Below are 25296 nucleotides of genomic sequence, written 5' to 3'. Positions count from 1 at the left end.
AAATTGGCTTATTATAGTTAATTGTGGCTTTAGCTAGGATAAATTTTATACTTTTTTGATTCTGTCAACGACTTTTTGTATGATCCAGTCAGGCGTACTTGCACCCGCACTTATGCCACACAAATTTTTGCCATCAAACCATGACCTTTCAAGCTCTTCTTCGCTTTCTATCAGGTAACTATCTTCGCAGAAATTTTTAGATATTAGATAGAGTTGTTTTGTATTTGAGCTGTTTTTTCCCCCGATTATTATCATCACGTCAGCCCTTTTTGCCAAATTTTTAGCAGCCTCTTGGTTTTCAAATGTTGCATTGCAGATAGTGTTAAAAACACGTACCTCTTTTACGTGAAGCATAAGGTAGCTTGCGATTTGCATAAATTTCTCGACTTTTCTAGTCGTTTGGCTAACAAGTGCGACCTTTTGTTTAAATTTAATGCCCTCTAACTCGCTCTCATCAAGCACGACATAGACGTTACCCTTGGCGTATGACTTCACGCCCTTTACCTCAGGGTGGTGTACGTCACCATAGATCACCACATCATAACCCTCTTCGCTCATTTTTTCACAAATTTGCTGTGGCTTTGTCACAAACGGACAAGTTGCGTCGATTACTTTTATATCTGTCTTTTTTAGCTCTGCAAGGTCATTTTTAGTGATGCCATGAGTACGGATGATCGCCTTTTTCTCATCCTTTAGCTCGTCTATACCCTCAAGTGTTTTTACATTGTAGTTTTTCTCAAGCCTGTTTATCTCTTCGTTATTATGTATGAGTGGCCCAATGGTCGCAGCATCTCCTGCATTTTCAGCAATCTTTATCGCCCTTTTTACACCAAAGCAAAATCCATAACTACTAGCAAGCTCAATCTTCAACTCTAGCTCCCATTTTCTTTAGAATTTCAGCAAAATTTGGAAACGATGTGGCAATAAATTCGCTCTTTTCTATCTGCATGCCACATTTTAGTCCAAGTATGGCAAAGCTCATCGCGATCCTATGATCTCCGTGGCTATCTATCGTGGCAAATTTAGCCTCAGATCCATTTATAACAAAACCATCTTCAAGCTCGCTTGCCTCGATACCGCATGCTTTTAATGCATTTATCGTGACAGCTATCCTATCACTCTCTTTTACGCGAAGCTCTTTGGCATTAATGAGCTTGCTTTGGCCTTTAGCGCAGGCAAATGCGATGGCTAAAGCTGGAGCTTCGTCGATGAGCCACGAGATATTTTCACTAACCTCTACACCTTTTAAATTTGGTGAGTACTTGACCTCGATATCACCGATATCTTCGTATTTGCTTGAGGTTTTGTGAAATTTTATCTCAGCACCCATTTTTTCTAAAATCCTGTAAGCTTCGATGCGAGTTTTATTTAGCAAGATACTTTTTAAAATGATATGCGAATTTGGGATGATTAAAGCTGCGACCGCAAAGAAAAATGCTGAGCTTGGATCATTTGGCACGTCTATATCAAGTGGCGCAAGTGGGGCTTTCATCGGCTCTAGCGTGATCTCTAGGTCGTCACGCCTTATATCAGCTCCCATGCCAGCAAGCATACGCTCAGTATGATCTCTGCTTAGCTCTGGCTCACTAAATTTGCAGCCATTTGAGTAAAGAGCCGCCAATAAAAGCGCACTTTTTACCTGGGCTGAGGCGATCTTGCTTTCAAAACTAAATCTTTCAAATTTCGTCCCTCTTATGCAAAGAGGAGCGTTGTTTGCGTTGTTTGCGCCATCTATCTTTGCACCCATATCGTTTAGAGGTTTTGCTATTCTAGCCATTGGACGTGAGTTTAAATATCTATCACCACTTAGCACGAAAAAGCCCTCCTGCGCGGCTAATAGTCCCATAAAAAGCCTCATCGCCGTACCAGAGTTACCACACTCTAAAATTTCACTTGGCTCTTTTATCTTTTGTGGCGGCGTGATCGTTATTTCGAAACCATTGTCCTCAACTTTTGCGCCTAAAAGCTCGACTATTTTTAAGGTATTTAGCGTATCGCCTGCTCTTAGATAGTTTCTAACGCGAGATGGCTTATCGCTTAAAAGCGAAAAAATCGCACATCTATGCGATATTGATTTATCCGATGCGATATCGTCAATAGTTAAATTTAGACTTTTTTCTAATGGATAAATTCTCATCTTATTCCGATATTTAGTTTCTCTTTTAGCTCGCTTAAAATTTTATCCATAAGTGCGTTTATATCGTCATCCTCGAGTGTTTTTTCCATATCTTGGAATGTAAATTTAAGGCTAAGACTGATCGAGCCATTTAGCTTTGCATCTTTGTAGATATCAACTGGTAAAAATTCCTTTAGCTCTTTTAGATTTAGCCCTCTTATGCACTCATAAATTTGTCCAGCCTCGAAATTTTCAGGCACAATAAGGCTAAGATCCCTTGTTGTGCTTTGAAATTTAGAGTAAGGCACTGCCAAAATTGGCTCAAATTTAAGCTTAGCAAAATCAATCTCGCAAACATATGTTCTTGGCAGATCTCTCTTTGCCTCAACTCTTGCGTCAACTCTACCGATATAGCCGATATTTTCGCCATTTTGATAGATGTGTGCTTGCTCGTATGGGCTAAGATATGAGATGCCCTGGCAAGGTTTTAGTTCAAATTTACCTATGACATTTTGCACCATCGCTGCAAATGCGTAGAAATTTGCCTCCTCGCCTTTTGCACCGTTTATCAGTGTTGGCTCTTTTAAAAGTCCAGACACAACAAAGCCTAGATTTAAGCCCTGGTTTGCATTTTCATCAAAAATTTCTCCAAGCTCAAATAGCCTAACTGAGCGTTTCGAGTTTTTGATATTTTTCTCGCTTGAGCTTAGAAGGTGATTAACAAGTGTCGGTCTAAGTGTATTTAACTCGTTGTTTATAGGATTTAGTATCTTGACTTTGCATGGTTTAAAATTTAGCTCGTTAAGCTCGTCCTCACTATCAAAGACATAGTGCACGCTTTCAAAAAAGCCATTATCTGCTGCTCTACGCCTTAAATTTAGGGCGTTTTTATAGTCAAAATATGTTTTATTTAGCCTATTTTTCTCAGAGAAATTTAGTGGTTTTGAGGCGATATTGTCTATGCCTACTATCCTTACGATCTCCTCACAAACATCGTGAGAATTTACTATATCATGGCGAAATAACGGCACTTTTACGTTAAAGCTCTCTTGCTCAACATTTACTGCGATCTCAAAGCCAAGTTTCTTTAAAATTTTAACGACATCATTTCTAACAATATCTTGACCGATCATATTTTTAAGCTCAAAAAGAGATATGCTTAGTGTTATAGGCTCGGTGTTTAAAAGCGACTGCTGTGAGCCAGCAAAGAGATTTAGTGTATCTTTAAAATTAGCAAGTCTTTTAAATAAATAATCCGCACCATAAGCTAAATTTGGCTCGCTACCACGACTTGAGCGATAAATTTGATCACCCTTTGGTAAATTTTTATTTTCAAAAATAGCTTTTGAAACAACATCTGGCTTTACGTAGCTAGCTTCTACTAGGATCACTTTTGACTTCTCATCTACCCTTGCTACGTCACTTTGGTAAATTCCAGCAATGCCTAAATTTTTATCCCCGCAATAAACGACACATTCGCCATTTTCGCCATTTTTTATATCAAAAACAGCTTTTTCGCCTTCACTTACTAATTTAGCGTGATCATAAGCCCTAAATAAAACACCCGTGCAAAATGTCGCGTATTCAAGCAATCTCTCAACTAAATTTGTCTTTTGGCACTCTATTAATGCTAGACGCATGCGAGTTATTAGATTTTCATATAGTCCCTCTTTTAGCTCAAAAGCCTTATACAAAAATGACCCATTTACTTTATCCTCTGCTCGCACAGAAGCTATCCTGCCAATACCTAGTAAATTTTCGCTCTCATCGTCTTCGTGGCTATCTTTCATATTTAGATCAAGCGCTGCACAAATTTCTCTTGCGATGCCATGTAAATTTTGGCAATCGCCTCTGTTTGCTGTGACATCAACTTCGATTATCGTATCTTTAAATATCTCAAATTCGCTAAGGCTTGTACCAAGTTTTAGCTTGCCGATGCTCTCATCAAGTGGCAAAATTCCATCATTTACCTTTGGAAGTCCCAGCTCGCTTGAAGAGCAGATCATGCCACTTGACTCGATACCTCTTAGCTTTGCTTTTTTTATCTCAAGACCATTTGGCATAGTCGTGCCAATAAGTGCAACTGGCACAAACTGGCCAGCTTCAACATTTTTAGCCCCACACACGATCTGAAGCGTCTCTCCACCAACATCTACCTGACAAACGCTTAGCTTATCGGCATCTGGGTGCTTCTCTCTACTTTTTATGTAGCCAACCACAATACTCTTTGGTAAATTTATCTCTTTATAACTATCAACCTCTAGTCCGATAGAATTTAACGTCTTTGAAAGTGTCTCGCCGCTAACCTCGCTAAGGTCGATCCACTCGTTTAACCAATGCTTTGAAATTATCATTTAAACTGCTCCAACAATCTTAAATCTCCCTCAAAAAGCGACCTTAGATCAGGCACTCTATGAAGCAACATCGCAAATCTCTCAACGCCAAGACCAAAGGCGTATCCACTTACATTTTTATAGCCTACTGCCTTAAATACATTTGGATCAACGACACCGCATCCAAGTACCTCAAGCCAAGTAGTCTGCTTGCACACTCTGCAGCCCTTGCCGTGGCAGAATATACAACTAATATCAACCTCTGCGCTAGGCTCCGTAAATGGGAAAAAGCTAGGGCGAAAGCGCACTTCAACATCGCCAAACATGTGCTTTAAAAAGCCTTCTAGCATTGATTTTAAATTTGCAAAGCTAACTTTCTCAGCATCCTCCACCACAAGACCCTCTACCTGATGAAACATCGGTGTATGCGTTAAATCCATATCACGTCTAAAGACGGTGCCTGGCGCGATCATGCGAATAGGTGGCTTTTGATTTAACATAGTTCGCACCTGAACTGGGCTCGTATGCGTCCTTAAAAGTCTAAAATCATCTAGGTAAAATGTATCTTGCATATCCCTTGCTGGGTGGTATTTTGGTAAATTTAGCGCTTCAAAGTTGTGAAAATCATCTTCTATCAGTGGTCCAGTCTCGAGTGAGAAATTTAGCGCTAAAAAATATTCAATTATCTTATCCATCGTAGCCATCACAGGGTGCAGCGCCCCGCTAGCAACAGGCTCGTTAAAGAGCGTGATATCAGCGGCTTCTTTTTTCATCTTGTTATCTATCTCTTGCTCGCTAAGCTCAGCCTTTTTAGCTTCTATTAGCGCGCCAAGCTCATCTCTTTGCTTATTTAAATTTGCTGCAAATTCCTTTTTCTCATCTTCGCCAAGCTCTTTTAGCTTTGCAAAGCCTTGAGCCAAGATGCCCTTTTTGCCAAAAATTTCTACCCTGACCTTCTCAAGATCGTCAAGCGTTGAAATTTCATTTTTGATTTTATTAACGAAATCTTGCAATTTTTTGCCTTTATAAATTTTTGAGTCGATTTTATAGAAAAAGAGTTAAAATCAAGATAAAGAGCACGAAATTTAAGCACACTTTGATATAATTTTGCAAAATTTCAAAGGAGCTAAAATGACCATATTTGAAAAGATCGTAGCTGGTGAAATCCCTTGCAACAAAGTACTTGAAAGCGAGAAATTTCTAGCTTTTAACGACATAAACCCAAAAGCACCGATCCACATCCTAATCATCCCAAAAAAACACTATAAAAATTTCCAAGAGATGGATCCGGTTTTAATGGGAGAGATGACAAAATTTATCCAAGAAGTAGCGACCTTAATGGGCGTTGATAAGAGCGGATACCGCCTCATAACAAACTGCGGTGAAAACGGCGGTCAAGAAGTTATGCATCTACATTTTCACCTGCTTGGCGGAGCGAAGCTTGGCTGGAGCGAAGGCGTAGCTGATCCACAAAGCACATTTTAATAACTTATAAATTTTAGACTCAAAGCCTGAGTCTAAAATTTTATTCTATTTTCTGGCAGCCTTTATAGCTTCAAGCAACTCTTCAAAACCTACTTTACTTGAGTTTTCAACATCTTTTAATATTTCAACGCCAGGTAGATTTCCTTTATCTTTATCAGCAAAAATAACCATCGCTTTTTCTAGTCCATAATGAACATTTTCATGATGAGCTGCGATACTTGAGAGAATTTTGGCATCTTTTACAAGAGTATTTTTCACATCTTTTTCATACCATTTGCTAAATCTACACTCGTGAACATCTTGAATCTTATTAAACTCATTTAAAAGCACGCCTCTATATCCATTTAGCTTCATGTTGATGTGATCTATCTTGCCGTTACTTACATTGACCTCGTTTGTTAAGTTTAGGGCTTGATTTAGGATATTTTGCGTATTTGCATTTACACTTGAGATATTTCCTTCAAATCCACCTAAAATTTTCATAGCATTTACAGAAATTTTTGAGAAATTCTCACTCATTTCGATCATCGTATTCGCACTTTGCTTAAGTCCATTTATATTTACTTCTACTTCAAGGGTTGCTTTTTGAGTGCGTTCAGCTAGCTTTCTAACCTCATCTGCAACGACAGCAAAACCTCGTCCATGCTCACCAGCACGGGCCGCCTCAATAGCAGCATTTAGAGCTAGTAAATTTGTCTGATCTGAGATATCTTTTATGAGATTTATGATCTCAACGATAGAATTTACGCTTCCATCAAGCGAAGAGGCGTCGTTTGAGAGATCGCCACTCATCTGGCTTACTTGCTCGATCGAGTTTAAAATTTCAGCCGTTTGCGACTTGAGTTCGCCTGTCTCTTTGAAAGTCTTTTCATTTAGTCCATTTATACTTTCAAGCATTTTTAGATTTTCTTCCATTGTTAATTGCAAGAAATTTATACCATCTTGATAACTTGAAAGCAATAAATTTACAGCCTCTTGCTTATCCTTAGCTTGCTCTTTTGGCTCGCAAGTTTTAACATTTTTTAGCTCCTCTTTAAGTGCTAAAATTTCAGCCTTTAAAGCTTCATTTTCTCTCTCTAAAGCTTCATTTTTACTAGAAAGTTCTTTATTCTTGCCATCAAAAAACATTTTTCATCCTTTAAAATTTGTAGATTTTGCGTAATTATAACTCTTTTTTCTTAGAGCCAGTAATCTAAAATTTCTATCTGCTCATCAACGCTTTTATTTGCCGTGCCGCCTTTTGAAGTGCGAGCCTCTTTTGAAGCGTGAAGATCTAAAAATTTAATAGCATTTGCATCTAAATTTTCATCCACACTTTTTAGCTGCTCTTCGTTTAATTCACTCAAATCAAGCCCAAAGCTTTCGGCCTTTGCAACAGCTTTACCAACTATAAAGTGAGCTGTCCTAAATGGGATATTTTTCTCACGCACTAGATAATCAGCCAAATCAGTCGCACTTAGATGCCCAGTTTTTGTCGCTTTTAACATGTTTTTTTCATTAAATTTAGCCGTTTTTATCATCTCATTTAGGATGGTAGCCGAGCTTAAAATGGTTGAGACGCTGTCAAACACACCCTCTTTATCTTCTTGCATATCTTTATTATAAGCAAGTGGCAGGCCCTTCATCGTAGTTAGTAGCGCTACTAAATTTCCATTTACACGCCCAGTTTTGCCACGGATGAGCTCGGCAACGTCTGGATTTTTCTTCTGTGGCATGATAGAGCTTCCTGTACTATAAGCGTCACTGATGCTTACAAAGCCAAATTCTTGTGAGCTCCAAAGTATGAGCTCCTCGCAAAGCCTAGAAGCGTGCGTCATAAAAACGCTAATGTTAAATAAAATTTCCAGCGCAAAATCACGGTCGCTCACGCTATCCATCGCATTTTGCGTGCAACCTGCAAAGCCAAGCTCACTTGCAACGATAGTTCTATCTATCTTATGAGGAGTGCCTGCAAGGGCTGCTGAACCAAGCGGACTTAGGTTGTTTCGCTCATATGAGCTAACAAAACGCTCGAAATCTCTTTTAAACATAAATGCATATGCTAGCAAGTGATAGCTAAGGCTTACTGGCTGAGCGTGCTGAAGATGTGTGTAGCCTGGCATTAACGTATCTTTGTGGTTTTTTGCCAAATTTGTAAGCGTAGCGATGAGCTCTTTGATGAGAGATGAAATTTCTAAATTTTTCTTCAATATGTAAAATTTAAAATCAAGCGCAACTTGGTCGTTTCTGCTTCTAGCTGTGTGCAATCTACCACCAAGCTCAGCTCCGATGATCTGGCTAAGGCGCTTCTCAACCGCCATGTGTATATCTTCATCTTCCAGCTTAAACTCAAATTTACCTGCTCTTATCTCAGATAAAACCTCATCAAGCCCCTTTATGATCGCCTCTGACTCATCTTTTTTCAAAATTCCACAAATTCCAAGCATCTTTGCGTGAGCCTTACTCCCGGCGATATCTTCTTCAAAAAGATTTTTATCAAAATTTATAGAGGCATTAAATTCCTCAAGTAGCTTCGAGCTAGCCTCGCTAAATCTACCCTCCCACATCTTTTTATGTGCGTTTTCATCTTTTTTCATAGCTTTACCTTTGATTAGTTTTGCGTGATTTTAACAAAATAGCACTTAACTGGGTATTTTAACTATAAAGTTGCAAAAAAAGTTATAAATATAATTTATCTTTAAGGATATGGAAATATAATTCAAAATATAACTTTTTAAAAACTATTTTAATTTTCTATTGAGATAGTTTAAAATAAAAATAATCTATAAGAGGAAGGATGATATGCAAATAGATGCAAATATGAACTCAAATATTTTCTATCATGATGGCTATACATCTATCTCTTCAAATAGCTCAAAAACAAGCATGTTAGTATCTTCTGGCTATGACAAAAAAGATATTGTTAGAAGCAATGAAGTACATGTAGAACAAAGAGAAGATGCTAAAATTTCTCCTATAATTATTAATAAAGCAAGTGCCATACAGTTACAAAAAGACTTAGAAAAATTACAAGATCAAAAGCTAGATATTTCACATAAAATTTCAAGCATCCAAAGCCTAAAAGATCGTAATTCTATGCAAATGCTTCATTACTTAAATTTAGAGCAGTCAGCCATTCAAAATAACATTTTAAGCATTAAAACTCAAATGATAGAAATGGCACAGGCTTAAAACTAAGCCTTGCCAATAATAGTTTCTAAAACTAAGCAAAAATCCTCTAAAAAATATCCCATTGATTTATAAAAATTGCTAGTTGCGTCTTTTTGGATATCTTTTGAGAGCTGTTTAGTATAAGGCAAGAAAAATGAGACACTAAAAGCTGTAAGAAGCTTCATAGACTCCTTAGATGCTTTACTTTTTAAAATATTTGCTATTAAAATTAGCTGATTTGAGATGCTATCAACCTCGCCCATTTTTGGCTGAAAATTTATAGCTTTATAAAATTGAGCTAGATCATCTTTTGCAGACGAAAAATAGTAGCTTGCCTCAAATTTTGACTTTAAAATGACAAAATCATCACATAAAGCAGCACTACTTTCATCTTTGATAAATTTGGCATAAAGCTCATTGCCTTTTTTATTTGCTTCGTTATTTGTCTGCGTTATCCACGCATTTGTCTTTTTGATACGCATAAAAGATGAAACATCTAAAATGCCACTAAAATTTGTAGCAAGCGCAGCCGCTACAACGCTATAAAGTTCTCCAAGTTTCAAATTTTAATCCTTAAGTCGTAGATATCTAAGTCTAAGTGCGTTTAAAACGACAGTAACAGAACTAAGACACATCGCCATTGAGCCATAAACTGGGCTTAAAAGTAGCCCAAAGACAGGGTAGAGCACGCCTGCAGCCACTGGGATACAAATCGCGTTATACATAAACGCCCAAAATAAATTTTCTTTTATGTTTACCATAGTAGCATTTGCTAGTCTAACTAGTCCGGTCACGCCACGCAAATCATTTTTAACAAGCACGATATCTCCAGCACCTTTTGCTATATCTGAGCCTGAGTTCATAGCGATGCCAACACTTGCTTCTTTAAGCGATGGTGAATCATTTACGCCATCTCCAACAAAGATAACGCCACCGTGATTTGCAAGCTCTTTTATCTCATTAAATTTATCTTCAGGCAACATATTTGCGTGATATTTGCTTACATTTAGCTTCTTGGCGATACTTGCAACCACCTTCTCATCATCGCCTGAAAGGATCACGCTTTGTAAATTTAGATGTGTAAGCTCATTTATAACATCGTCCGCCTCGTCTTTTAGCTCATCACTAAGCGTTAAAAAACCAACAAATTTTTTATTTATAGCACAAAGTATTACGCCACTTCCATCATTTGTAGCCTCTTTTATAGCTTTACTTTCATCTAAATTTAAACTAACTTCATTTGCCAAAAGCAGCTTTTCGTTTCCGATTATTATCTGATTATTCTCATCTTCATAGAAGATGCCTTGCCCGACAACATTTTGAAATTTTCCATTTAGCTTTTGTAAATCTATACATTTTTGCTTTGCATATCTAACGATAGCTTTTGAGATGAGATGCTCACTTAAATTTTCAGCAGAAGCGATAAGAGCTAAATCTTGCTCACTTAAATTTGAGCTTTTGACGCTGATTTGCCCTTTACTAAGTGTGCCAGTTTTGTCAAATGCTACAAATTTAGCATCTTTTATTAGCTCTAAAACTTCTGGATTTTTTACTAAAATTCCAGCTTTTGCACCACGTGCAAGCGAGCTTACTATTGCTATTGGCGTAGCAAGTCCAAGAGCGCATGGGCATGAGATGATGAGAACGCAGATCGCACAAGAGATCGCATAAGCAAAATTTCCACTAAAAACGATCCAAGCCAAAAACGTAAGCACCGATATCGCTACCACGCTTGGCACAAAGATATTTGCTATCTTATCAGCAAGCCTGCCTATTGGCATTTTTTTCGTACTAGCGTCATTTAGTAAGCTTAAAATTTGAGACAACAAGCTTTCGAACGAGCTTTTTGTCATCTTGACGCTTATGTAGCCATTTGTATTTAATGTACCTGCAAATACATTATCGCCCACCTCTTTATAAACTGGCAGGCTCTCGCCTGTTAGCATCGAAGCATCGATTTCAGCTCCGCCTTGGACTATCACACCGTCACATGGAACATTGTAGCCATTCTTTACAACGACGATATCTCCTATTTTTAGCTCATTTACTGGTACTTCTTTGCTTCTTCCATCTGGCATAAGTAAAAATGCAGTTTTTGGAGAAATTTTAAGTAGTCTCTTTAGATAATCCCCTGCTTTTGCCTTCGAACGCTCTTCAAGATACTTGCCAAGAAGCACAAAAGCTATTATCATCGCTACGCCTGAAACATAGATATTTTTTAGATCATTTGGTAAAAATTTTTCAAAAAGTACTACAAAAAGCGAGTATAAAAACGCACTACCGCTTCCAAGAGCGACAAGCACATTCATATCGTAATTTCTATTTTTTACCGCTTCGTAGGCATGAGTAAAAAAGCCTTTGCCGCTAAAAATAAGAACTAAAAATGCCAAAGCTAGCATAGCTAAATTTACTAGCATGCTGTGAGGTGCGAACATCTCAAGTGCCATTATTATGATACTTGCGATAAATGCAAATAGAAATTTATTTCTAATATTTCTAATGTGAGCTTTTCTTTTTACTTCAAACTCATCAATATCAGTTGCCACAAAGTAGCCAAGCTTCTTTATCTTTTGCTCTAAAATTTCACGCACACTAGCGTCTTTTAGGATAAACTCGCCGCTTGCGTTTGCAAAATTTACATTTGCTTCAAGTACTCCATCTATCTTTTTTGAAACCTTTTCGATAGCATTTGAGCAGTTTACGCAGCTCATTCCCGCTATATTTAGTTTGACTTTTAAAGACATATCAGAGCTCTTTTATCACGTCAAATCCCAAATCAGCCATTTCAGATTTAAATTTCTCAACATCGCTATCTTTTATATCAAGACTAACTTGTCTTGGCTCTTTGCTAAGATCAACTTCTATCTTGCCAAAGTCATCTTCAAGTGCGTTTTTTATAGTGTTCGCACAATTTTGGCAGTGGATATTGTTTGCTTCAAATGTTTTCATATTATCTCCTTTATCATATGGTCGTATTCGTGTAAATTTACAATTTTCTTGACATTAAATTTAAAACCCAAACTCTCGTAAAATTTACGAACTTTTGGCTTGTTTGTATCTACTATTAATGAAACCTTTTTATGCCCTAGCTCTTTTGCCTTGACAAATGAATGCCTTATGAGCTCTTTTGCAAGCCCTTGGCCTCTAAAATTTTCATCAACAGCGATACTATCTATATAAAACTCATCGTCAAAACACTCTTTTTCTACTTGAGCGTCTTTACCAAGAGCCTTTAAATGTTGTGAAATTTCTCTATCAAGCTGCTCCGCGTCTCCACCAAAGTAAACACACATAGCAGCGATAATTTCCTCGTTATATTTATAAACAAAGACATTTTTATAGCTAAGTCTATTTGTCTCACTTTTGAAAAAAATTTCTAAAATTTCATCACTTTTAATAGGATCATCGTAGCCACTTAGCTTGTAGGCGATATCCTCCATTGCTAGATTTAGTAGCTTTATGCAGCTTTTTGCATCTTGTTTTTGAGCATTTTGTATCATGTGCGTCATTATAAAACTCTAGCTTAAATTTTTACCAAATATCAATTTGTGATTTACAAATCAATAACCCCCAATATGCAAACTAAAAATATTTTAAAAAAGTATAAAATTTTTTTAGTTATAATCCGTAAAAAATTTATTTAAGGATATTTATGGGACGAGCATTTGAGTACCGAAGAGCAGCAAAAGAAGCTAGATGGGATAAGATGAGCAAGGTATTTCCAAAACTTGCAAAAGCTATAACAGTAGCTGCAAAAGATGGTGGTTGTGATCCAGATATGAACCCAAAACTTCGTGCAGCTATCGCAGCAGCAAAAGCTGAAAATATGCCAAAAGATAACATCGATGCAGCTATAAAAAGAGCAAATGGCAAAGATAGCGCCGATATCAAGACTATTTTTTATGACGGCAAAGCAGCTCACGGCGTGCAGATCATTGTCGAGTGTGCGACCGACAATCCAACAAGAACGGTTGCCAATGTTAAAGCGATATTTAGCAAAAACGGCGGAGAAATTTTGCCAAGTGGCAGCCTTAGCTTTATGTTTACAAGAAAGAGCGTTTTTGAGCTTGAAAAGCCAGGCGCAGATATCGAAGAGATTGAGCTTGAGCTGATAGATTATGGTCTAAGCGATATCGAGGCTGACGATGAGACGCTATTTGTATACGGTGATTATGCAAATTTTGGTACACTTCATGAAGGTATCGAAAAGCTAAATTTAGTAGTTAAAAAAGCTTCACTTCAATACTTACCAAATCAAACTGTGAATCTAAGCGAAGAGCAAATGCTTGAGGTTGAGAGACTTCTTGATAAGCTAGAAGACGATGATGACGTTCAAGCAGTTTATACAAATATCGAATAAAAAGGAAATACATGCGTTTTGATGAATTAAAAGTTTATGATATAAATTTAGATGAGCTTAAAAAAGATAAATTTACAGTTTTAGAGACAGACAAAGGCGAGATCAGACTTGAACTTTTTGCCGAAGAAGCTCCACAAGCTGTTGCAAATTTTGTCCATTTGATAAAAACAGGCTTTTATAATGGTCTAAATTTTCACAGAGTTATACCAAATTTTGTCATCCAAGGCGGCTGCCCAAATGGTACAGGCACAGGCGGTCCTGGCTGGAGAATAAAATGCGAATGCGATAAACAAAAGGTAAAACACGAGCGCGGTAGCCTAAGCATGGCTCACGCGGGGCGTGATACTGGCGGATCACAGTTTTTCATCTGTCATAGCAAACAACCTCATCTTGACGGCGTGCATACAGTCTTTGGAAAATGCGTTGATGAAGAGAGCCTAAAGGTGCTTGACGCTATAAGACAAGGCGATAAGATCATCTCTGCTAAGATCAGAGAAAGCCTATAAAGGGGAAAATTTATGAATAATGCTAAAAAGCAAGGAAATCTTGCTGTAAGATTATTTACCAATCTTGCCTTTTGGGTTGTGATCGGTATTGTTGGTGGTGTTGTCGTTGGCATGGTCGCGCCTGAGCTTGGTATAGCAAGTAAGCCAGGCATTGATTATTTTATAAAAGCACTTAAAATTTTAATCGGCCCTATTATCTTTTTAACGATCGTTTCAGGCATCGTTGGACTTGAGAGCCTAAAAGATCTTGGGTCTATTGGATTAAAGGCATTTATCTATTTTGAGATAGTTAGCACACTTGCGCTTGCTGTTGGTATCATCTTTGGTGAGACACTTCGTCCAGGACATGGCATGAATCTTGACTACACTCAGCTTGATGCTTCAAGTGTAGCTAAATTTACATCTCAGGCTGCAAATATGGACGCAAATAGCGGATTTGTAGCACACACGCTTCATCTTTTAAGAGGTGCTGTGCCAGTAGATGGCATTTTCCCATACGTGCATATACTTGATCCATTTATAAAATCAAACACACTTCAAGTACTTTTCATGGCTATTATCGTTGCCATCGTACTTTCACTGCTAGCTCATGATAAAAAACAAGCTTGCCTAAAGCCACTTGAATTTATTCAGCACTATGTCTTAAAACTTCTTAGCTGGCTTATGCTCTTTAGCCCAGTGGCTGCATTTTCAGCTATGGCTTATCTAATCGGCAAATTTGGTATCGGAACACTTCTTGGCATGATGGAGCTTTTGGTTGTTATGGCACTTGCAAGCTGCTTTTTCATATTTGTCGTGCTTGGTGTTATCTGCTATTTTGCAAAAATCAATGTCTTTAAATTTATGCGTTTTATTTCAAAAGAGGTATTGGTAGTCTTTGCAACAAGCTCAAGCGAAACAGCTCTTGCGCCGCTTATGCAAAAGCTAGAATCAGCTGGTATAAATAGAGGTGCTGTTGGTCTTATCATTCCAACTGGCTACTCATTTAACCTCGACTGCACCAACATCTATCTAAGTCTAAGTGTTATCTTCCTAGCTCAAGCTTTCAACATCCCATTAAGCTTTGAGCATCTAATAAGTATACTAATCGTACTAATGATCACAAGCAAAGGCGCTGTTGGCGTTACAGGATCTGGCTTTGTCGTCCTTGCTGGAACACTAAGCGCACTTCCAAGCACTGGCATACCAGTCGTCACCGTAGCCGTACTACTTGGCGTTGATAAATTTATGTCAGAGATGCGTGCTGTTGGCAACCTTTGTGGCAATGCCGTTGGCTGCATGATAGTTTCTATCTGGGATAAAAAGGTCGATATGGAGAAATTTAGATACGCACTAGATCATCCAGAGGAATTTCACTTTCACTCATAATATACACTTATAACTATAAGGGCAACTCTGCCCTTATTTTTCTTTTTATTCTAAATTTATACAATCTATCTCCTTCTCAAACCTATAAAAATTTTTAGAAAACAACATAATAAACAATATTTGATAACTGGTTCAAGCACAAAAAGAAAAACTAGGAGCTAAGTGTAATAGGAAAATTTTATTAGTAACTTATATATTTGTATCTAATATTTTGTTACTTACTAGAATAAATTTACAAATGTAATAACTTGAGCTTATAATTTAGAAGAGAAATACTTTAAATTTAGTCATATAAAAAATATCAACTAAAAATTCTTGTAAGATATTAGGAACAGCCTTGCAAGAAGCTTTGCAAGGCTATAAATTTAAGCTGTTGGGCCAGCTTTAGCGTACTCCACGCCCTCTTTTACATCTTCATAACGCTTGAAATTTTCAACAAACATTTTAGCAAGCTTATCACGTGAAGCGTTATACTCAGCCGGATGCGTCCATGTGTTTATAGGATTTAGCAGTTTTGTATCGACGCCATCAAGCTCTTTTGGGATAGCAAAGTTAAATTTATCAAAATTTTCAAATTCGCATTTTGTGATGCTGCCATCAAGGATCGCATTTATGCAAGCACGAGTTGCTTTTATGCTCATACGCTTGCCAACACCGTAAGCACCGCCACTCCAGCCTGTATTTACAAGATAGACATTAACGCCATGCTTATCGATCTTCTCGCCTAGTAGTTTTGCATAGACAGTTGGGTGAAGTGGCATAAATGGCTCGCCAAAGCAAGCGCTAAAAGTAGCGACTGGCTCAGTAATACCGCGCTCTGTGCCAGCAACTTTTGCAGTATAGCCACTTAGGAAATAATACATCGCCTGCTCTTTTGTCAGCTTTGCAACTGGAGGAAGCACGCCAAAAGCATCAGCACTTAAAAAGATGATATTTTTTGGATGGCCAGCACTTGAGCTTGGCTCGTAGTTGTCGATGTGATAGATTGGATAGCTCACGCGTGTGTTTTCAGTCTTTGAGCCATCTTTGTAATCAACCACACCCTTTTCATCAGCCACGACATTTTCAAGTAGCGCATCACGCCTGATCGCTGCGTAAATTTCTGGCTCGCTGCTTGGATCAAGGTTTATACATTTTGCATAGCAGCCACCCTCAAAGTTAAATACCCCATCATCGTCCCAGCCGTGCTCGTCATCACCTATTAGCTTGCGCTTTGGATCAGTTGAAAGTGTAGTTTTACCAGTACCAGATAGGCCAAAAAATAGCGCTGTATCGCCCTTCTCACCTACGTTTGCAGAGCAGTGCATGCTTAGCTTTCCTTCAAGTGGCAGCCAATAGTTCATCATAGAAAAAATACCCTTTTTCATCTCACCACCGTACCATGTGCCGCCGATCACTGCAACATTTTCTTCTACGTTAAAGATAACAAAGACCTCTGAATGTAGTCCATCAGCCTTGTAGTCCTCATTTTTTGTCTTACAAGCGTTATATACTACAAAATCAGGCTCAAATTTAGCTAGCTCTTCCTCGCTTGGACGGATAAACATATTTTTTACAAAGTGCGCTTGCCACGCTACTTCAGTGACAAAGCGAACTGATTTTTGGCTCTTTTTACTAGCTCCACAAAATGCGTCTTGGATGAAAATTTCCTTGCCGCTTAGCTGCTCTTTTGCTTTTTTAAGAAGCTTATCAAAAAGCTCTTTTGTGATAGGCTGATTTATCTTACCCCAAGCGATGTATTTTTGACTTGGATCTTGCTTGACGAAATACTTATCTTTTGGGCTTCTTCCAGTAAAAATTCCCGTATCAACCATAAATGTGCCGTTACTTGAAACCCTACCCTCGTTGTTTGCCTTTTCAAGCTCAAAAAGCTCATCATAGCTTAGATTGTGATTTATCTTTTTGATCTCTTTTAGACCTAGTTCGTCTAGTTTATTTATCATATTATTTCCTTTTAAAATTTTCGTTTTTTTATAAATTCTGACCTAAAAGTCATCAAAATGTTAATCAAATTTCGCTTAACACTATCTTTTTAAAAGTGGCAAATTTATTTAAATTTAGCTACCACTTGATTGTTCGCGACGCTTTGACCTTTGCTAACCTCAATAGAGCCTATCACACCATCTTTTGGGGCTTTGACATCTATCTCCATCTTCATTGCTTCAAGCACGACTACAGCTTGCCCCTTTTTGACATGGTCTCCTGCACTTACTAAAATTTTATGCACAGCGCCTGGTAAGCTTGCAACGATGTCATTTTCTGTTGCGCCTGCTACTGCACTTTTGGCATTTTTCACGCTCTTGCCTTCAACTTCGGTGATTGATTTTACTTGGATGCTATCGTTAAAGCCTTCGCTTACTTCGACATTGTAGCGGCTACCATTTACAACGACACTATATCTGCCACTTTGAGTTTGTCTGCATTCATTTGCCTTAGCGTTTGGATCGATCTTTCTTACATTTACTTTGGCTTCGCCTTTTAAGAATGCGATACCCTTTTCTTTACAAGCAGCTGCTATAAATATATTTTCTTCGGTAGTTTTTATATTGTTTTGCTTTAGAATTTCTTTTACATGAGCAAGCGACTTACTCTCATCTTTATCAGCTATATCAACTGCGTGTTTTGTAGTTGGTTTTAAGCCTAGCTGCTCGCTTGCAAGCTTAATGATCTCTTTATCAGGCGTAACTGGGGTCTTGCCAAAGTAGCCAAGCACCATTTTGCCGTATCCCTCGGCGATCTTTTTCCACTTGCCAAACATCACATTATTAAATGCTTGTTGGAAATAAAACTGGCTAACAGGGGTCACTGAAGTACCGTATCCACCCTTTTGCACCACTTCACGCATCGCAAGGATAACCTCTGGAAATTTATCTAAGATATTATTATCTCTCATCATCTGGGTATTTGCTGTAAGCGCGCCACCAGGCATCGGTGAAAATGGTATGAGTGGGCTTACTTGTACGGCCTCAGGTGGCAAGAAATACTCTTTTAAGCAATCATTCAAAACGCTTTCATATTTTAAAATTTTCTCCACGTCAAGTCCGCCAAGATCGTAGTTTTTGCCTTTTACTGCGTGAAGCATAGTTAAGATATCTGGCTGACTTGTACCGCCACTTACTGGGCTTGCGGCTAGATCTATGCCATCAACGCCGGCTTCAAGCGCTGCAAGATAGCAGGCCACACTTACGCCTGCAGTTTCATGAGTGTGGAGTCTGATGTGAGTTTTTTCTGGCAGCAGCTTTCTAGCCATTTTTATGGTTTCATAGACCTTTTGTGGGCTACTTGTGCCGCTTGCATCTTTAAAGCAAACGCTGTGATAAGGGATATTTGCATCTAAAATTTCTCTTAAAATTTTCTCATAAAATTTAACATCATGTGCTCCCACACAGCCACTAGGCAGATCCATCATAGTAACAACAACTTCGTGTTTTAGCCCATGATGAGCGATTCTCTCGCCTGAATATTTTAAATTTTCAACATCATTTAGTGCGTCAAAATTTCTAATAGTAGTGGTTCCGTGTTTTTTGAAAAGCTTTGCGTGAAGGTCGATTAGCTCACGACTACCAGTATCAAGTGTTACGGTATTTACGCCCCTGCTTAGGGTTTGAAGATTTGCTTTTGGTCCTACGATGCTTCTAAATTTATCCATCATCGCAAAAGCATCTTCATTTAGGTAAAAATAAAGGCTTTGAAATCTCGCTCCGCCACCAAATTCAAAATGCTCTATGCCAGCCTCTTTAGCCGCTTCAAGCGCAGGCAAAAAATCATTCATAAGCACTCTAGCGCCATAAACTGACTGAAAGCCATCTCTAAAGGTCGTATCCATAACATCGATAAATTTCTTCGCCATCACCCACCTCATTAATTTTATAAATTTATTTAAAGAGTTCATAGAAAATGGCTAAATTGGTTAGAAACTCAAATTAGCCATTTTGCTTGTTTTTTGGTATTTTACAACCAAAAACTTTTATATCATTTAAAGAGTGAGAGCAAGAAGTTTAATAATCCGCCGTGGCTCGCATCAAGCATTGGCTTTAATTCCATTAGAAAGACGCAGAAAAATACAAGTACAGCAAGCTGAATAAAAATATAAGGCACAACACCTTTATAAATAGCAGTCGTTTTTATCTCAGATGGTGCGACTGATCTTAGGAAAAATAAGCTAAAACCAAATGGCGGCGTTAGGAATGAAGTTTGCAAATTCATCGCAACTAAGATTGCTAGATAAATTGGATTTATACCAAGCTTTGCAGCTATTGGCACCAAGATAGGAAGCACAATGTATGAAATTTCAACAAAGTCGATAAAAAAGCCAAGCACAAAGATGACAACCATACTAAAAATAATAAAGCCCCACTTCTCGCCTGGTAAATTTGTCATAAATTTTTCAACAATCTCATCTCCACCAGTATAACTAAATACCATAGAAAAGGCTGTCGCACCAACAAGTATGGCAAAGACAAGTGCTGTAGTTTTTACGCTTTCTGCCAATGCCTCTTTTATCATAGAAAATGAAAATGTCCTATAAAAAATAGCTAAAATAATGGCTCCAACGCAGCCAAAAGCTGAACTTTCAGTTGGTGTAGCGATACCTGCAAATATAGAGCCCAATACACAAATAACAAGTAAAAGCGGTGGAAAGATAGCGATTAGTGCTCTCATAATCTGCTTAAATTTACTAACACCGCTCTCATCTTTTACTACCGGTGCGGTATCTGGTTTCAAATAAGCAACAATCAAAATATAAATAATATAAACGGCAACTAGTGTGAGTCCTGGGATGATGGCTTGATGAAAAAGCTCACCAACTGGCACTGAAAATATATCACCCAAGATAATCAGCACGATAGAAGGTGGAATGATCTGTCCAAGCGTACCAGCGGCACATATAGTGCCACAACCTAGCGCTTGGTCGTATTTATACTTTAACATAACAGGCAAGCTTATAACACCCATTGCAACGACACTTGCACCAACAACACCAGTTGAAGCTGCAAGAAGTGCTCCAACCAAGATAGTGCTAATAGCAATACCTCCGCGAATTTCTCCAAAAAGCATACCCATACTCTCAAGCAGTCTCTCAGCTAGCTTTGACTTTTGAAGTACGACACCCATAAAGACAAAGAGTGGAACTGCTATAAAAATTCTACTCTCCATGATAGAGAAAATTCTATAAGGCATGAAGTTAAACATATCTTTGAAAACTTCGATACTTCCAAGTAGCCCATCTCCGTCTCCAATGCTCTCAACAATACTACCAATCATGCCAAATATCATCGAAACCGCACCAAAGGTAAAGGCTACCGGAAAGCCAATGCCTAGCATCAAAAGCGCAGCTATAAACATTATCAAACCAGCCATTATTCCCCCTTTTTAGCTTTTTTGTAAAGATTAAAATTTCTTATAAAAAAGCCGATCGCAAAAAATACAAGTAGATAAAAAGAAAAAGGAATAAGTGCTTTTATGATCCATCTGTGAGTAAGACCGCCTGGATCCGCACTAGCTTCAGCTGAAGTATAAGCATCACTCACAAATTCAAACGATAAATTTGAAACTAAAAGTGCAAATGGAATTACAAAAATAACAGTTCCTATCATATTTACAAGAGCTTTATTTTTTGGTGAAAATTTAGCATAAAAGATATCAACTCTAACATGTGCATCTTCTTTTAATGCATAGCTCATGCCAAGCAAAAATATTACAGCAAAAAAATGCCACTCAAGCTCCTGAAATGCAACGTTTCCATAAGAGAAAAAATATCTTGCCACAACGTTAAAAAAGACGTCCATTATCATCAAAGCCATAATAAACATGCAAATATAGCCGACTATATCGCCAACCTTATCAAAAAATTTCTCAACTTTTTGCATAACCAACCCTTAAAAAAACAATTTATTTATCATGATGATAAATACGCAAACTGGCGCCACATATCTTAATAAAAAATACCATGCACTAAATACAAAGTCGCTCATATATGGGCTAAATAACACATAAAGTGCTTCTCTTTTCATAAAATATCCAACAAATATCGCTCCACCAATACCACTAATTGGAAGCAGAACATTTGAAGCGGTAAAATCAAGAAAATCAAAGAAATTTTTACCAAAGAGCATAAATTTGTCGCCAACATTTTCTATATTTGATAAAAGACATAAAAATCCCAATACAAAAACACCAGCTCCAACTATGCTAAGAGCTTTTATCCTGCTAATGCCATACTCTCTGATCAAGAAAAATACAAACGGCTCTACGATAGAGATAGCTGAAGTAATACCAGCAAAGATAAGTGCAGCAAAAAATGCCACAGCTAAAATTTGACCTATCACACCAAGCTTAGCAAAGAGCGTTGGAAGCGAGATAAAGACAAGTCCTGGTCCTTGAGACGGCTCTGCGCCAAATTCAAATATAAATGTAAAGATAACAAGACCCATCATAATGGCTAAGACGATATTTATAAAGACGATACTTAGCGTAGAAGTGGCTAAATTTGTATCGTCGCTTAGGCTAGCTGAATATGTAATGATCGCTGCCATACCAAGAGATAGTGTCCAAAAAGCAAGCCCAAGAGCAAGCAAGAGCGAGTTAAATGAAATTTTACTAAAGTCAGGAACAAGTAAAAACTCTGCAGATTTTGTAAAGCCATTCATCGTCATAGAAAAGATAAGCATGATTAAAACCATGATAAATAGGCTTGGCATCATCCAAACATTTAGCTTTTCAATGCCACTTTTCACTCCTTTTGAAAGGATAAAAAAGCAAGCTACAAATGCTATGACAAAATAAAGCGTCTGCTCACCAAGACCATGCATAAGAAGCTCATTAAATATTACTTTTGAGCTTTCTATATCGTTTGGAAGACCGGTAAAAGATAGCGTGAAATACTTAAAGACCCAGCCGATGATTACAATATAATAAGATGAGATTATAGCTGCGGTTACCATAGCTAAAATTCCAACCAGCTGCCATAAATTTTTATTTTTATTCGCTAACTTTCTAAAGGCATTTACACTATCGCTCTCACTAAGTTTGCCAATACTTAGCTCTGCCATAAAGATAGGTATGCCAACTAAAAACGTTATCAAAAGATATAAAATAACAAATGCTGATCCACCATTTTCACCGACCATATATGGAAATTTCCACGCATTGCCAAGTCCAACAGCTGACCCTGCAACTGCTAAAACATAACCTATTTTAGAAAACTGTTCTTTTGCCATTATGCAATCTCCCTTACTAGCACCACAAAAACTAGAACTGGTGCTACAAACCTTATTAAAAAATACCAAATTTTAAAAACAATCTCACCCATATAAGGCAAGAATAGCTCTTTTAAAAGCTCAAATTTCATAAAGTACCCAACAAAAATGGCAAATATAATGCCACCAAGTGGTAGCATAATGTTTGAGCTAAGATAATCAAGCAGATCAAAAAAGCTCTTACCAAAAAATGTAAGTGACTCCTTAAAATCGCCAATGCCGCTTAACGCACATAAAATCCCTAAAACATAAACTACGGCACCGACAATGATAATTGATCTATTTCTACTAAGTCCCAAGCTTTTATTTAAAAAAAATATAAATGGCTCGACTAGCGAAATAACCGATGTTATACCAGCAAAAAATAAAGATGTAAAAAATGCAAAAGCCAAGAAATTTCCAAGCAAACCAAGCTTTGCAAAAAGCGTTGGAAGCGAGATAAATGCTAACCCTGCACCCTTTGATGGCTCTGAGCCAAATTCATAGGTGAATGTAAAAACTATAAGTCCTATAATTACGCTAATAATTATATTTGCAAAGACTACATAAAGTGATGAAGTAAATAAATTTGTATCATTGCCTAGGCTTGATGAGTAGGTTAAAATGCAGCCAATGCCAATACACATCGTAAAAAAAGCTAATCCAAGAGCATTTAAGATAGCGCCTTGATCTATCTTTGAAAAGTCTGGCACAAGTAAAAATTTAGCCGCCTCATCAAATCCATTCATGCCAAAAGAGTAGCCAAGCATAAGCAAAAGCAAAATAAAAAGTGCCGGAATAAGATATACATTTATACGCTCTATTCCGCTTTTTATACCTTTTGTAAGTATAAAAAAGTAGGCAAAAAAGGCGATACTAAAATACAAAATTTGCTCCTCTATGCCCTTTGAAGTAAAATTTACAAAAAGCGCTTCTGAGCTTGCCATATTTTTTGGAAGCTCACCAAGACTTAAGATAGCGTATTTTAAAACCCAACCGATAATAAGCGTGTAAAAAGATGCAATGAATATCCCTGTCACCATCACAATACCGGCAAATTTCCAAGAATTTGCTCCCTTTGTAGCTAGACTTTTAAACGCTCCAACCGTATCAAGACGAGAAATTTTACCCATCGCCATCTCGGCAAAAAATATGCTAAGCCCAACGACAAAAGCAAAAAATAGATATATAAGTATAAACGCTGAACCACCATTACTACCGACCATATATGGAAATTTCCACGCATTACCAAGGCCAATAGCTGCTCCAATGATAGATAGAACAAAACCAACTTTACTAAATCTATCCATCATTTACCTGCTATTTGATAGATCATGATGGCACAAATTGCAACTGGAACGATGTATCTTAGAGTGAAGTACCAAATTTCAAAAAATACTTTTCCCATAAATTCACCAAAGAGTAGATATAGGCTCTCTTTTTTAAGTTTATAGCCAACAAAAAAACTAAAAATTATGGCACCTATTGGCATCATTATATTTGAAGTAAGAAAATCAAGTGCATCAAAGACTGGCTTACCAAAAATACTAAAGATATTAGCCGTCTGCGCATAATATGAAAAAATACAAAAAAGGCCTAAAATATAGACAAAAATTCCAATATAAACAAGAGCCATTTTGCGTGAAATTTCAAATTTTCTAACCAAATAATAAGCAAATGGTTCAATCATCGAAACAGCACTTGTAACACCAGCAAATAAAAGTGAAACAAAAAATGCGATGGCCATGACATTGCCAACTATCCCAAGCTTTGCAAAAAGTGTAACAAGTGAGATAAAAATAAGCCCCGGGCCACTTGCCGTGCTATCAGCTCCATAAGCAAATATAAACGTAAAGACCACAAGTCCCATCATAATGCCTATTAATATGTTTATAAAGATGATAGAAAGCGTTGATTTTATAAGATTTGTCTGCTCTGGTAAATTTGCAGCGTATGTCGGTATTACACCAACGCCCATAGATAGCGAGAAGAACGCGAGTCCAAGAGCTTGTAAAATAACATCTGGCGTGATCGCGCTAAAATTTGGTACAAATAAAAATTTAGCCGCCTTAACAAAGCCATCACCCATACTAATTGCATAAAAAAGTATACAAACAAGCAGTATAAAAAGACTCGGCATCATCCAGATATTTAGCTTTTCAATGCCACTTTTCACACCTTTTGAAACAGCAAAAAATACCATTAAAAAGACTAGACTAAAGCAAAGCACAGCACTGGTTAGATCATTTGCCAAAAGTGTATTAAACTGCGTTGCAGCCTCTTTTGTGTCAGATAAAAGCGGCGAAAAACTAAGATAGATATACTTTAAAATCCAGCCAATAACTACCATATAAAATGAAGCAATAAGTATCGCTCCTATCATAAAAAAGCCTGAAAGGGACCATATTGTTTTATGTTTTGGAGCAAGTTTATAAATGGAGCTTACTACGTCGCTTTCGCCAAGCTTGCCGATACTAAGCTCTGCTAAAAACGCCACAAATGCGATAGCAAATGTAAGGAGTAAATATAAAATTATAAATGCTGAACCGCCGTTGTTTCCTACCATTGTTGGAAATTTCCATGCATTACCAAGTCCAACAGCCGATCCCGCCATAGCAAGAACAAAGCCTATTTTTGAAAATTTTTCATTTATCATTGATTACCTGAGATTAAGAATAAATTAATTTTTTTAAAGATAACATAAAAAAACTTTTATTTTTCTAAGCCAAGAATTTTTTAT

22 protein-coding genes and 1 pseudogene are annotated in these 25296 nt (G+C 37.5%); 5 read left to right on the top strand and 18 right to left on the bottom strand.

What is annotated here, in order from left to right:
- Positions 1 to 45 precede the first annotated feature (45 nt).
- Genes G6W45_RS01315 through pheS form a run of 4 tightly spaced genes read right to left on the bottom strand, consistent with a single transcriptional unit; the run spans position 46 to position 5462 of the window.
- Complete coding sequence (locus tag G6W45_RS01315; RefSeq protein ID WP_194167267.1) at positions 46 to 870, bottom strand: 4-hydroxy-3-methylbut-2-enyl diphosphate reductase; 825 nt, start codon at positions 868 to 870, stop codon at positions 46 to 48.
- Entirely contained in the window at positions 860 to 2137 is a 1278-nt protein-coding gene (gene aroA / locus G6W45_RS01310) for a 3-phosphoshikimate 1-carboxyvinyltransferase (protein ID WP_194167266.1), read from the bottom strand. Before aroA ends, G6W45_RS01315 begins: the two co-directional genes overlap by 11 nt.
- Positions 2134 to 4470, bottom strand: a complete 2337-nt coding sequence (gene pheT / locus G6W45_RS01305) for a phenylalanine--tRNA ligase subunit beta (protein WP_194167265.1) — start codon at positions 4468 to 4470, stop codon at positions 2134 to 2136. The genes aroA and pheT overlap by 4 nt, the downstream gene beginning before the upstream one ends.
- The gene (pheS, locus tag G6W45_RS01300; protein ID WP_085657680.1) at positions 4467 to 5462 is read right to left on the bottom strand and encodes a phenylalanine--tRNA ligase subunit alpha; all 996 of its coding nucleotides are present in this window, start codon (positions 5460 to 5462) and stop codon (positions 4467 to 4469) included. The genes pheT and pheS overlap by 4 nt, the downstream gene beginning before the upstream one ends.
- Positions 5463 to 5580: 118 nt before the next feature.
- Here pheS and G6W45_RS01295 point away from each other — a divergent pair, with 118 nt between their 5' ends.
- On the top strand, positions 5581 to 5934 hold the full coding sequence (locus tag G6W45_RS01295) for a histidine triad nucleotide-binding protein (protein ID WP_021091047.1): 354 nt from the start codon (positions 5581 to 5583) through the stop codon (positions 5932 to 5934).
- Between the two features lie 45 nt (positions 5935 to 5979).
- Here the strand turns inward: G6W45_RS01295 and G6W45_RS10035 are convergent, their stop codons facing one another.
- From G6W45_RS10035 to argH, 3 genes and pseudogenes are all read right to left on the bottom strand, one after another.
- Positions 5980 to 6288, bottom strand: a complete 309-nt coding sequence (locus tag G6W45_RS10035) for a CZB domain-containing protein (RefSeq protein WP_430746632.1) — start codon at positions 6286 to 6288, stop codon at positions 5980 to 5982.
- 57 nt (positions 6289 to 6345) lie between these two features.
- A pseudogene (locus G6W45_RS10030) lies at positions 6346 to 6651 on the bottom strand (methyl-accepting chemotaxis protein); the annotation flags it as partial.
- A 461-nt stretch (positions 6652 to 7112) separates the two neighbouring features.
- Entirely contained in the window at positions 7113 to 8510 is a 1398-nt protein-coding gene (argH, locus tag G6W45_RS01285; RefSeq protein WP_194167263.1) for an argininosuccinate lyase, read from the bottom strand.
- Between the two features lie 205 nt (positions 8511 to 8715).
- Here argH and G6W45_RS01280 point away from each other — a divergent pair, with 205 nt between their 5' ends.
- Entirely contained in the window at positions 8716 to 9105 is a 390-nt protein-coding gene (locus G6W45_RS01280) for a hypothetical protein (RefSeq protein ID WP_084108707.1), read from the top strand.
- A 2-nt stretch (positions 9106 to 9107) separates the two neighbouring features.
- Here the strand turns inward: G6W45_RS01280 and G6W45_RS01275 are convergent, their stop codons facing one another.
- From G6W45_RS01275 to G6W45_RS01260, 4 genes are read right to left on the bottom strand one after another with little or no spacing between them, the layout of a single operon-like run.
- A complete protein-coding gene (locus tag G6W45_RS01275) occupies positions 9108 to 9647 on the bottom strand; it encodes a hypothetical protein (RefSeq protein ID WP_194167262.1) in 540 nt (179 codons plus the stop codon).
- A 3-nt stretch (positions 9648 to 9650) separates the two neighbouring features.
- A complete protein-coding gene (locus tag G6W45_RS01270) occupies positions 9651 to 11828 on the bottom strand; it encodes a heavy metal translocating P-type ATPase (protein WP_194167261.1) in 2178 nt (725 codons plus the stop codon).
- Between the two features lies 1 nt (position 11829).
- On the bottom strand, positions 11830 to 12033 hold the full coding sequence (locus G6W45_RS01265; protein ID WP_103649088.1) for a heavy-metal-associated domain-containing protein: 204 nt from the start codon (positions 12031 to 12033) through the stop codon (positions 11830 to 11832).
- Positions 12030 to 12584, bottom strand: coding sequence for a GNAT family N-acetyltransferase (locus G6W45_RS01260; protein WP_194167260.1), 555 nt, complete (start codon positions 12582 to 12584; stop codon positions 12030 to 12032). The genes G6W45_RS01265 and G6W45_RS01260 overlap by 4 nt, the downstream gene beginning before the upstream one ends.
- Positions 12585 to 12736: 152 nt before the next feature.
- On the opposite strand from G6W45_RS01260, the gene G6W45_RS01255 reads away from it, so the two are divergent.
- Genes G6W45_RS01255 through G6W45_RS01245 form a run of 3 tightly spaced genes read left to right on the top strand, consistent with a single transcriptional unit; the run spans position 12737 to position 15318 of the window.
- Positions 12737 to 13444, top strand: coding sequence for a YebC/PmpR family DNA-binding transcriptional regulator (locus G6W45_RS01255; protein ID WP_194167259.1), 708 nt, complete (start codon positions 12737 to 12739; stop codon positions 13442 to 13444).
- A gap of 11 nt (positions 13445 to 13455) precedes the next feature.
- On the top strand, positions 13456 to 13950 hold the full coding sequence (locus G6W45_RS01250) for a peptidylprolyl isomerase (RefSeq protein WP_194167258.1): 495 nt from the start codon (positions 13456 to 13458) through the stop codon (positions 13948 to 13950).
- Positions 13951 to 13962: 12 nt separating this feature from the next.
- On the top strand, positions 13963 to 15318 hold the full coding sequence (locus G6W45_RS01245; RefSeq protein ID WP_194167257.1) for a cation:dicarboxylate symporter family transporter: 1356 nt from the start codon (positions 13963 to 13965) through the stop codon (positions 15316 to 15318).
- Positions 15319 to 15683: 365 nt separating this feature from the next.
- Here G6W45_RS01245 and pckA read toward each other — a convergent pair whose 3' ends face one another.
- From pckA to G6W45_RS01210, 7 genes are all read right to left on the bottom strand, one after another.
- Positions 15684 to 17258 (bottom strand): phosphoenolpyruvate carboxykinase (ATP), encoded by a 1575-nt coding sequence (gene pckA / locus G6W45_RS01240; protein WP_194167638.1) that lies wholly within the window; start codon positions 17256 to 17258, stop codon positions 15684 to 15686.
- 107 nt (positions 17259 to 17365) lie between these two features.
- Entirely contained in the window at positions 17366 to 19168 is a 1803-nt protein-coding gene (locus G6W45_RS01235; RefSeq protein WP_194167256.1) for a biotin/lipoyl-containing protein, read from the bottom strand.
- A 122-nt stretch (positions 19169 to 19290) separates the two neighbouring features.
- Entirely contained in the window at positions 19291 to 20679 is a 1389-nt protein-coding gene (locus G6W45_RS01230; protein WP_107775911.1) for a TRAP transporter large permease, read from the bottom strand.
- Positions 20679 to 21188, bottom strand: coding sequence for a TRAP transporter small permease subunit (locus tag G6W45_RS01225; RefSeq protein WP_194167255.1), 510 nt, complete (start codon positions 21186 to 21188; stop codon positions 20679 to 20681). Before G6W45_RS01225 ends, G6W45_RS01230 begins: the two co-directional genes overlap by 1 nt.
- Before the next feature lie 9 nt (positions 21189 to 21197).
- Positions 21198 to 22538 carry a sodium-dependent transporter gene (locus tag G6W45_RS01220; RefSeq protein ID WP_194167254.1) on the bottom strand — a complete coding sequence of 447 codons (1341 nt, stop codon included), beginning with the start codon at positions 22536 to 22538 and terminating at the stop codon, positions 21198 to 21200.
- On the bottom strand, positions 22538 to 23869 hold the full coding sequence (locus G6W45_RS01215) for a sodium-dependent transporter (protein WP_194167253.1): 1332 nt from the start codon (positions 23867 to 23869) through the stop codon (positions 22538 to 22540). Before G6W45_RS01215 ends, G6W45_RS01220 begins: the two co-directional genes overlap by 1 nt.
- Complete coding sequence (locus G6W45_RS01210; protein WP_194167252.1) at positions 23866 to 25212, bottom strand: sodium-dependent transporter; 1347 nt, start codon at positions 25210 to 25212, stop codon at positions 23866 to 23868. Before G6W45_RS01210 ends, G6W45_RS01215 begins: the two co-directional genes overlap by 4 nt.
- Positions 25213 to 25296 lie beyond the last annotated feature (84 nt).

Origin of the sequence: Campylobacter concisus (assembly GCF_015229955.1) — a bacterium.
Taxonomy (GTDB): domain Bacteria; phylum Campylobacterota; class Campylobacteria; order Campylobacterales; family Campylobacteraceae; genus Campylobacter_A; species Campylobacter_A concisus_AT.
The sequence above is the reverse complement of the archived record's forward strand: the minus strand, read 5'-3'. Positions and strand labels throughout refer to the sequence as shown.

Bases quoted from the DNA above. Each gene is read 5' to 3' on its own strand.
- aroA (WP_194167266.1), bottom strand. From the start codon at position 2,137: ATGAGAATTTATCCATTAGAAAAAAGTCTAAATTTAACTATTGACGAT.
- pheT (WP_194167265.1), bottom strand. From the start codon at position 4,470: ATGATAATTTCAAAGCATTGGTTAAACGAGTGGATCGACCTTAGCGAG.
- G6W45_RS01295 (WP_021091047.1), top strand. From the start codon at position 5,581: ATGACCATATTTGAAAAGATCGTAGCTGGTGAAATCCCTTGCAACAAA.
- G6W45_RS10035 (WP_430746632.1), bottom strand. From the start codon at position 6,288: ATGAAGCTAAATGGATATAGAGGCGTGCTTTTAAATGAGTTTAATAAG.
- argH (WP_194167263.1), bottom strand. From the start codon at position 8,510: ATGAAAAAAGATGAAAACGCACATAAAAAGATGTGGGAGGGTAGATTT.
- G6W45_RS01280 (WP_084108707.1), top strand. From the start codon at position 8,716: ATGCAAATAGATGCAAATATGAACTCAAATATTTTCTATCATGATGGC.
- G6W45_RS01270 (WP_194167261.1), bottom strand. From the start codon at position 11,828: ATGTCTTTAAAAGTCAAACTAAATATAGCGGGAATGAGCTGCGTAAAC.
- G6W45_RS01265 (WP_103649088.1), bottom strand. From the start codon at position 12,033: ATGAAAACATTTGAAGCAAACAATATCCACTGCCAAAATTGTGCGAAC.
- G6W45_RS01260 (WP_194167260.1), bottom strand. From the start codon at position 12,584: ATGATACAAAATGCTCAAAAACAAGATGCAAAAAGCTGCATAAAGCTA.
- G6W45_RS01255 (WP_194167259.1), top strand. From the start codon at position 12,737: ATGGGACGAGCATTTGAGTACCGAAGAGCAGCAAAAGAAGCTAGATGG.
- G6W45_RS01250 (WP_194167258.1), top strand. From the start codon at position 13,456: ATGCGTTTTGATGAATTAAAAGTTTATGATATAAATTTAGATGAGCTT.
- G6W45_RS01245 (WP_194167257.1), top strand. From the start codon at position 13,963: ATGAATAATGCTAAAAAGCAAGGAAATCTTGCTGTAAGATTATTTACC.
- G6W45_RS01235 (WP_194167256.1), bottom strand. From the start codon at position 19,168: ATGGCGAAGAAATTTATCGATGTTATGGATACGACCTTTAGAGATGGC.
- G6W45_RS01230 (WP_107775911.1), bottom strand. From the start codon at position 20,679: ATGGCTGGTTTGATAATGTTTATAGCTGCGCTTTTGATGCTAGGCATT.
- G6W45_RS01225 (WP_194167255.1), bottom strand. From the start codon at position 21,188: ATGCAAAAAGTTGAGAAATTTTTTGATAAGGTTGGCGATATAGTCGGC.
- G6W45_RS01220 (WP_194167254.1), bottom strand. From the start codon at position 22,538: ATGGCAAAAGAACAGTTTTCTAAAATAGGTTATGTTTTAGCAGTTGCA.
- G6W45_RS01215 (WP_194167253.1), bottom strand. From the start codon at position 23,869: ATGATGGATAGATTTAGTAAAGTTGGTTTTGTTCTATCTATCATTGGA.
- G6W45_RS01210 (WP_194167252.1), bottom strand. From the start codon at position 25,212: ATGATAAATGAAAAATTTTCAAAAATAGGCTTTGTTCTTGCTATGGCG.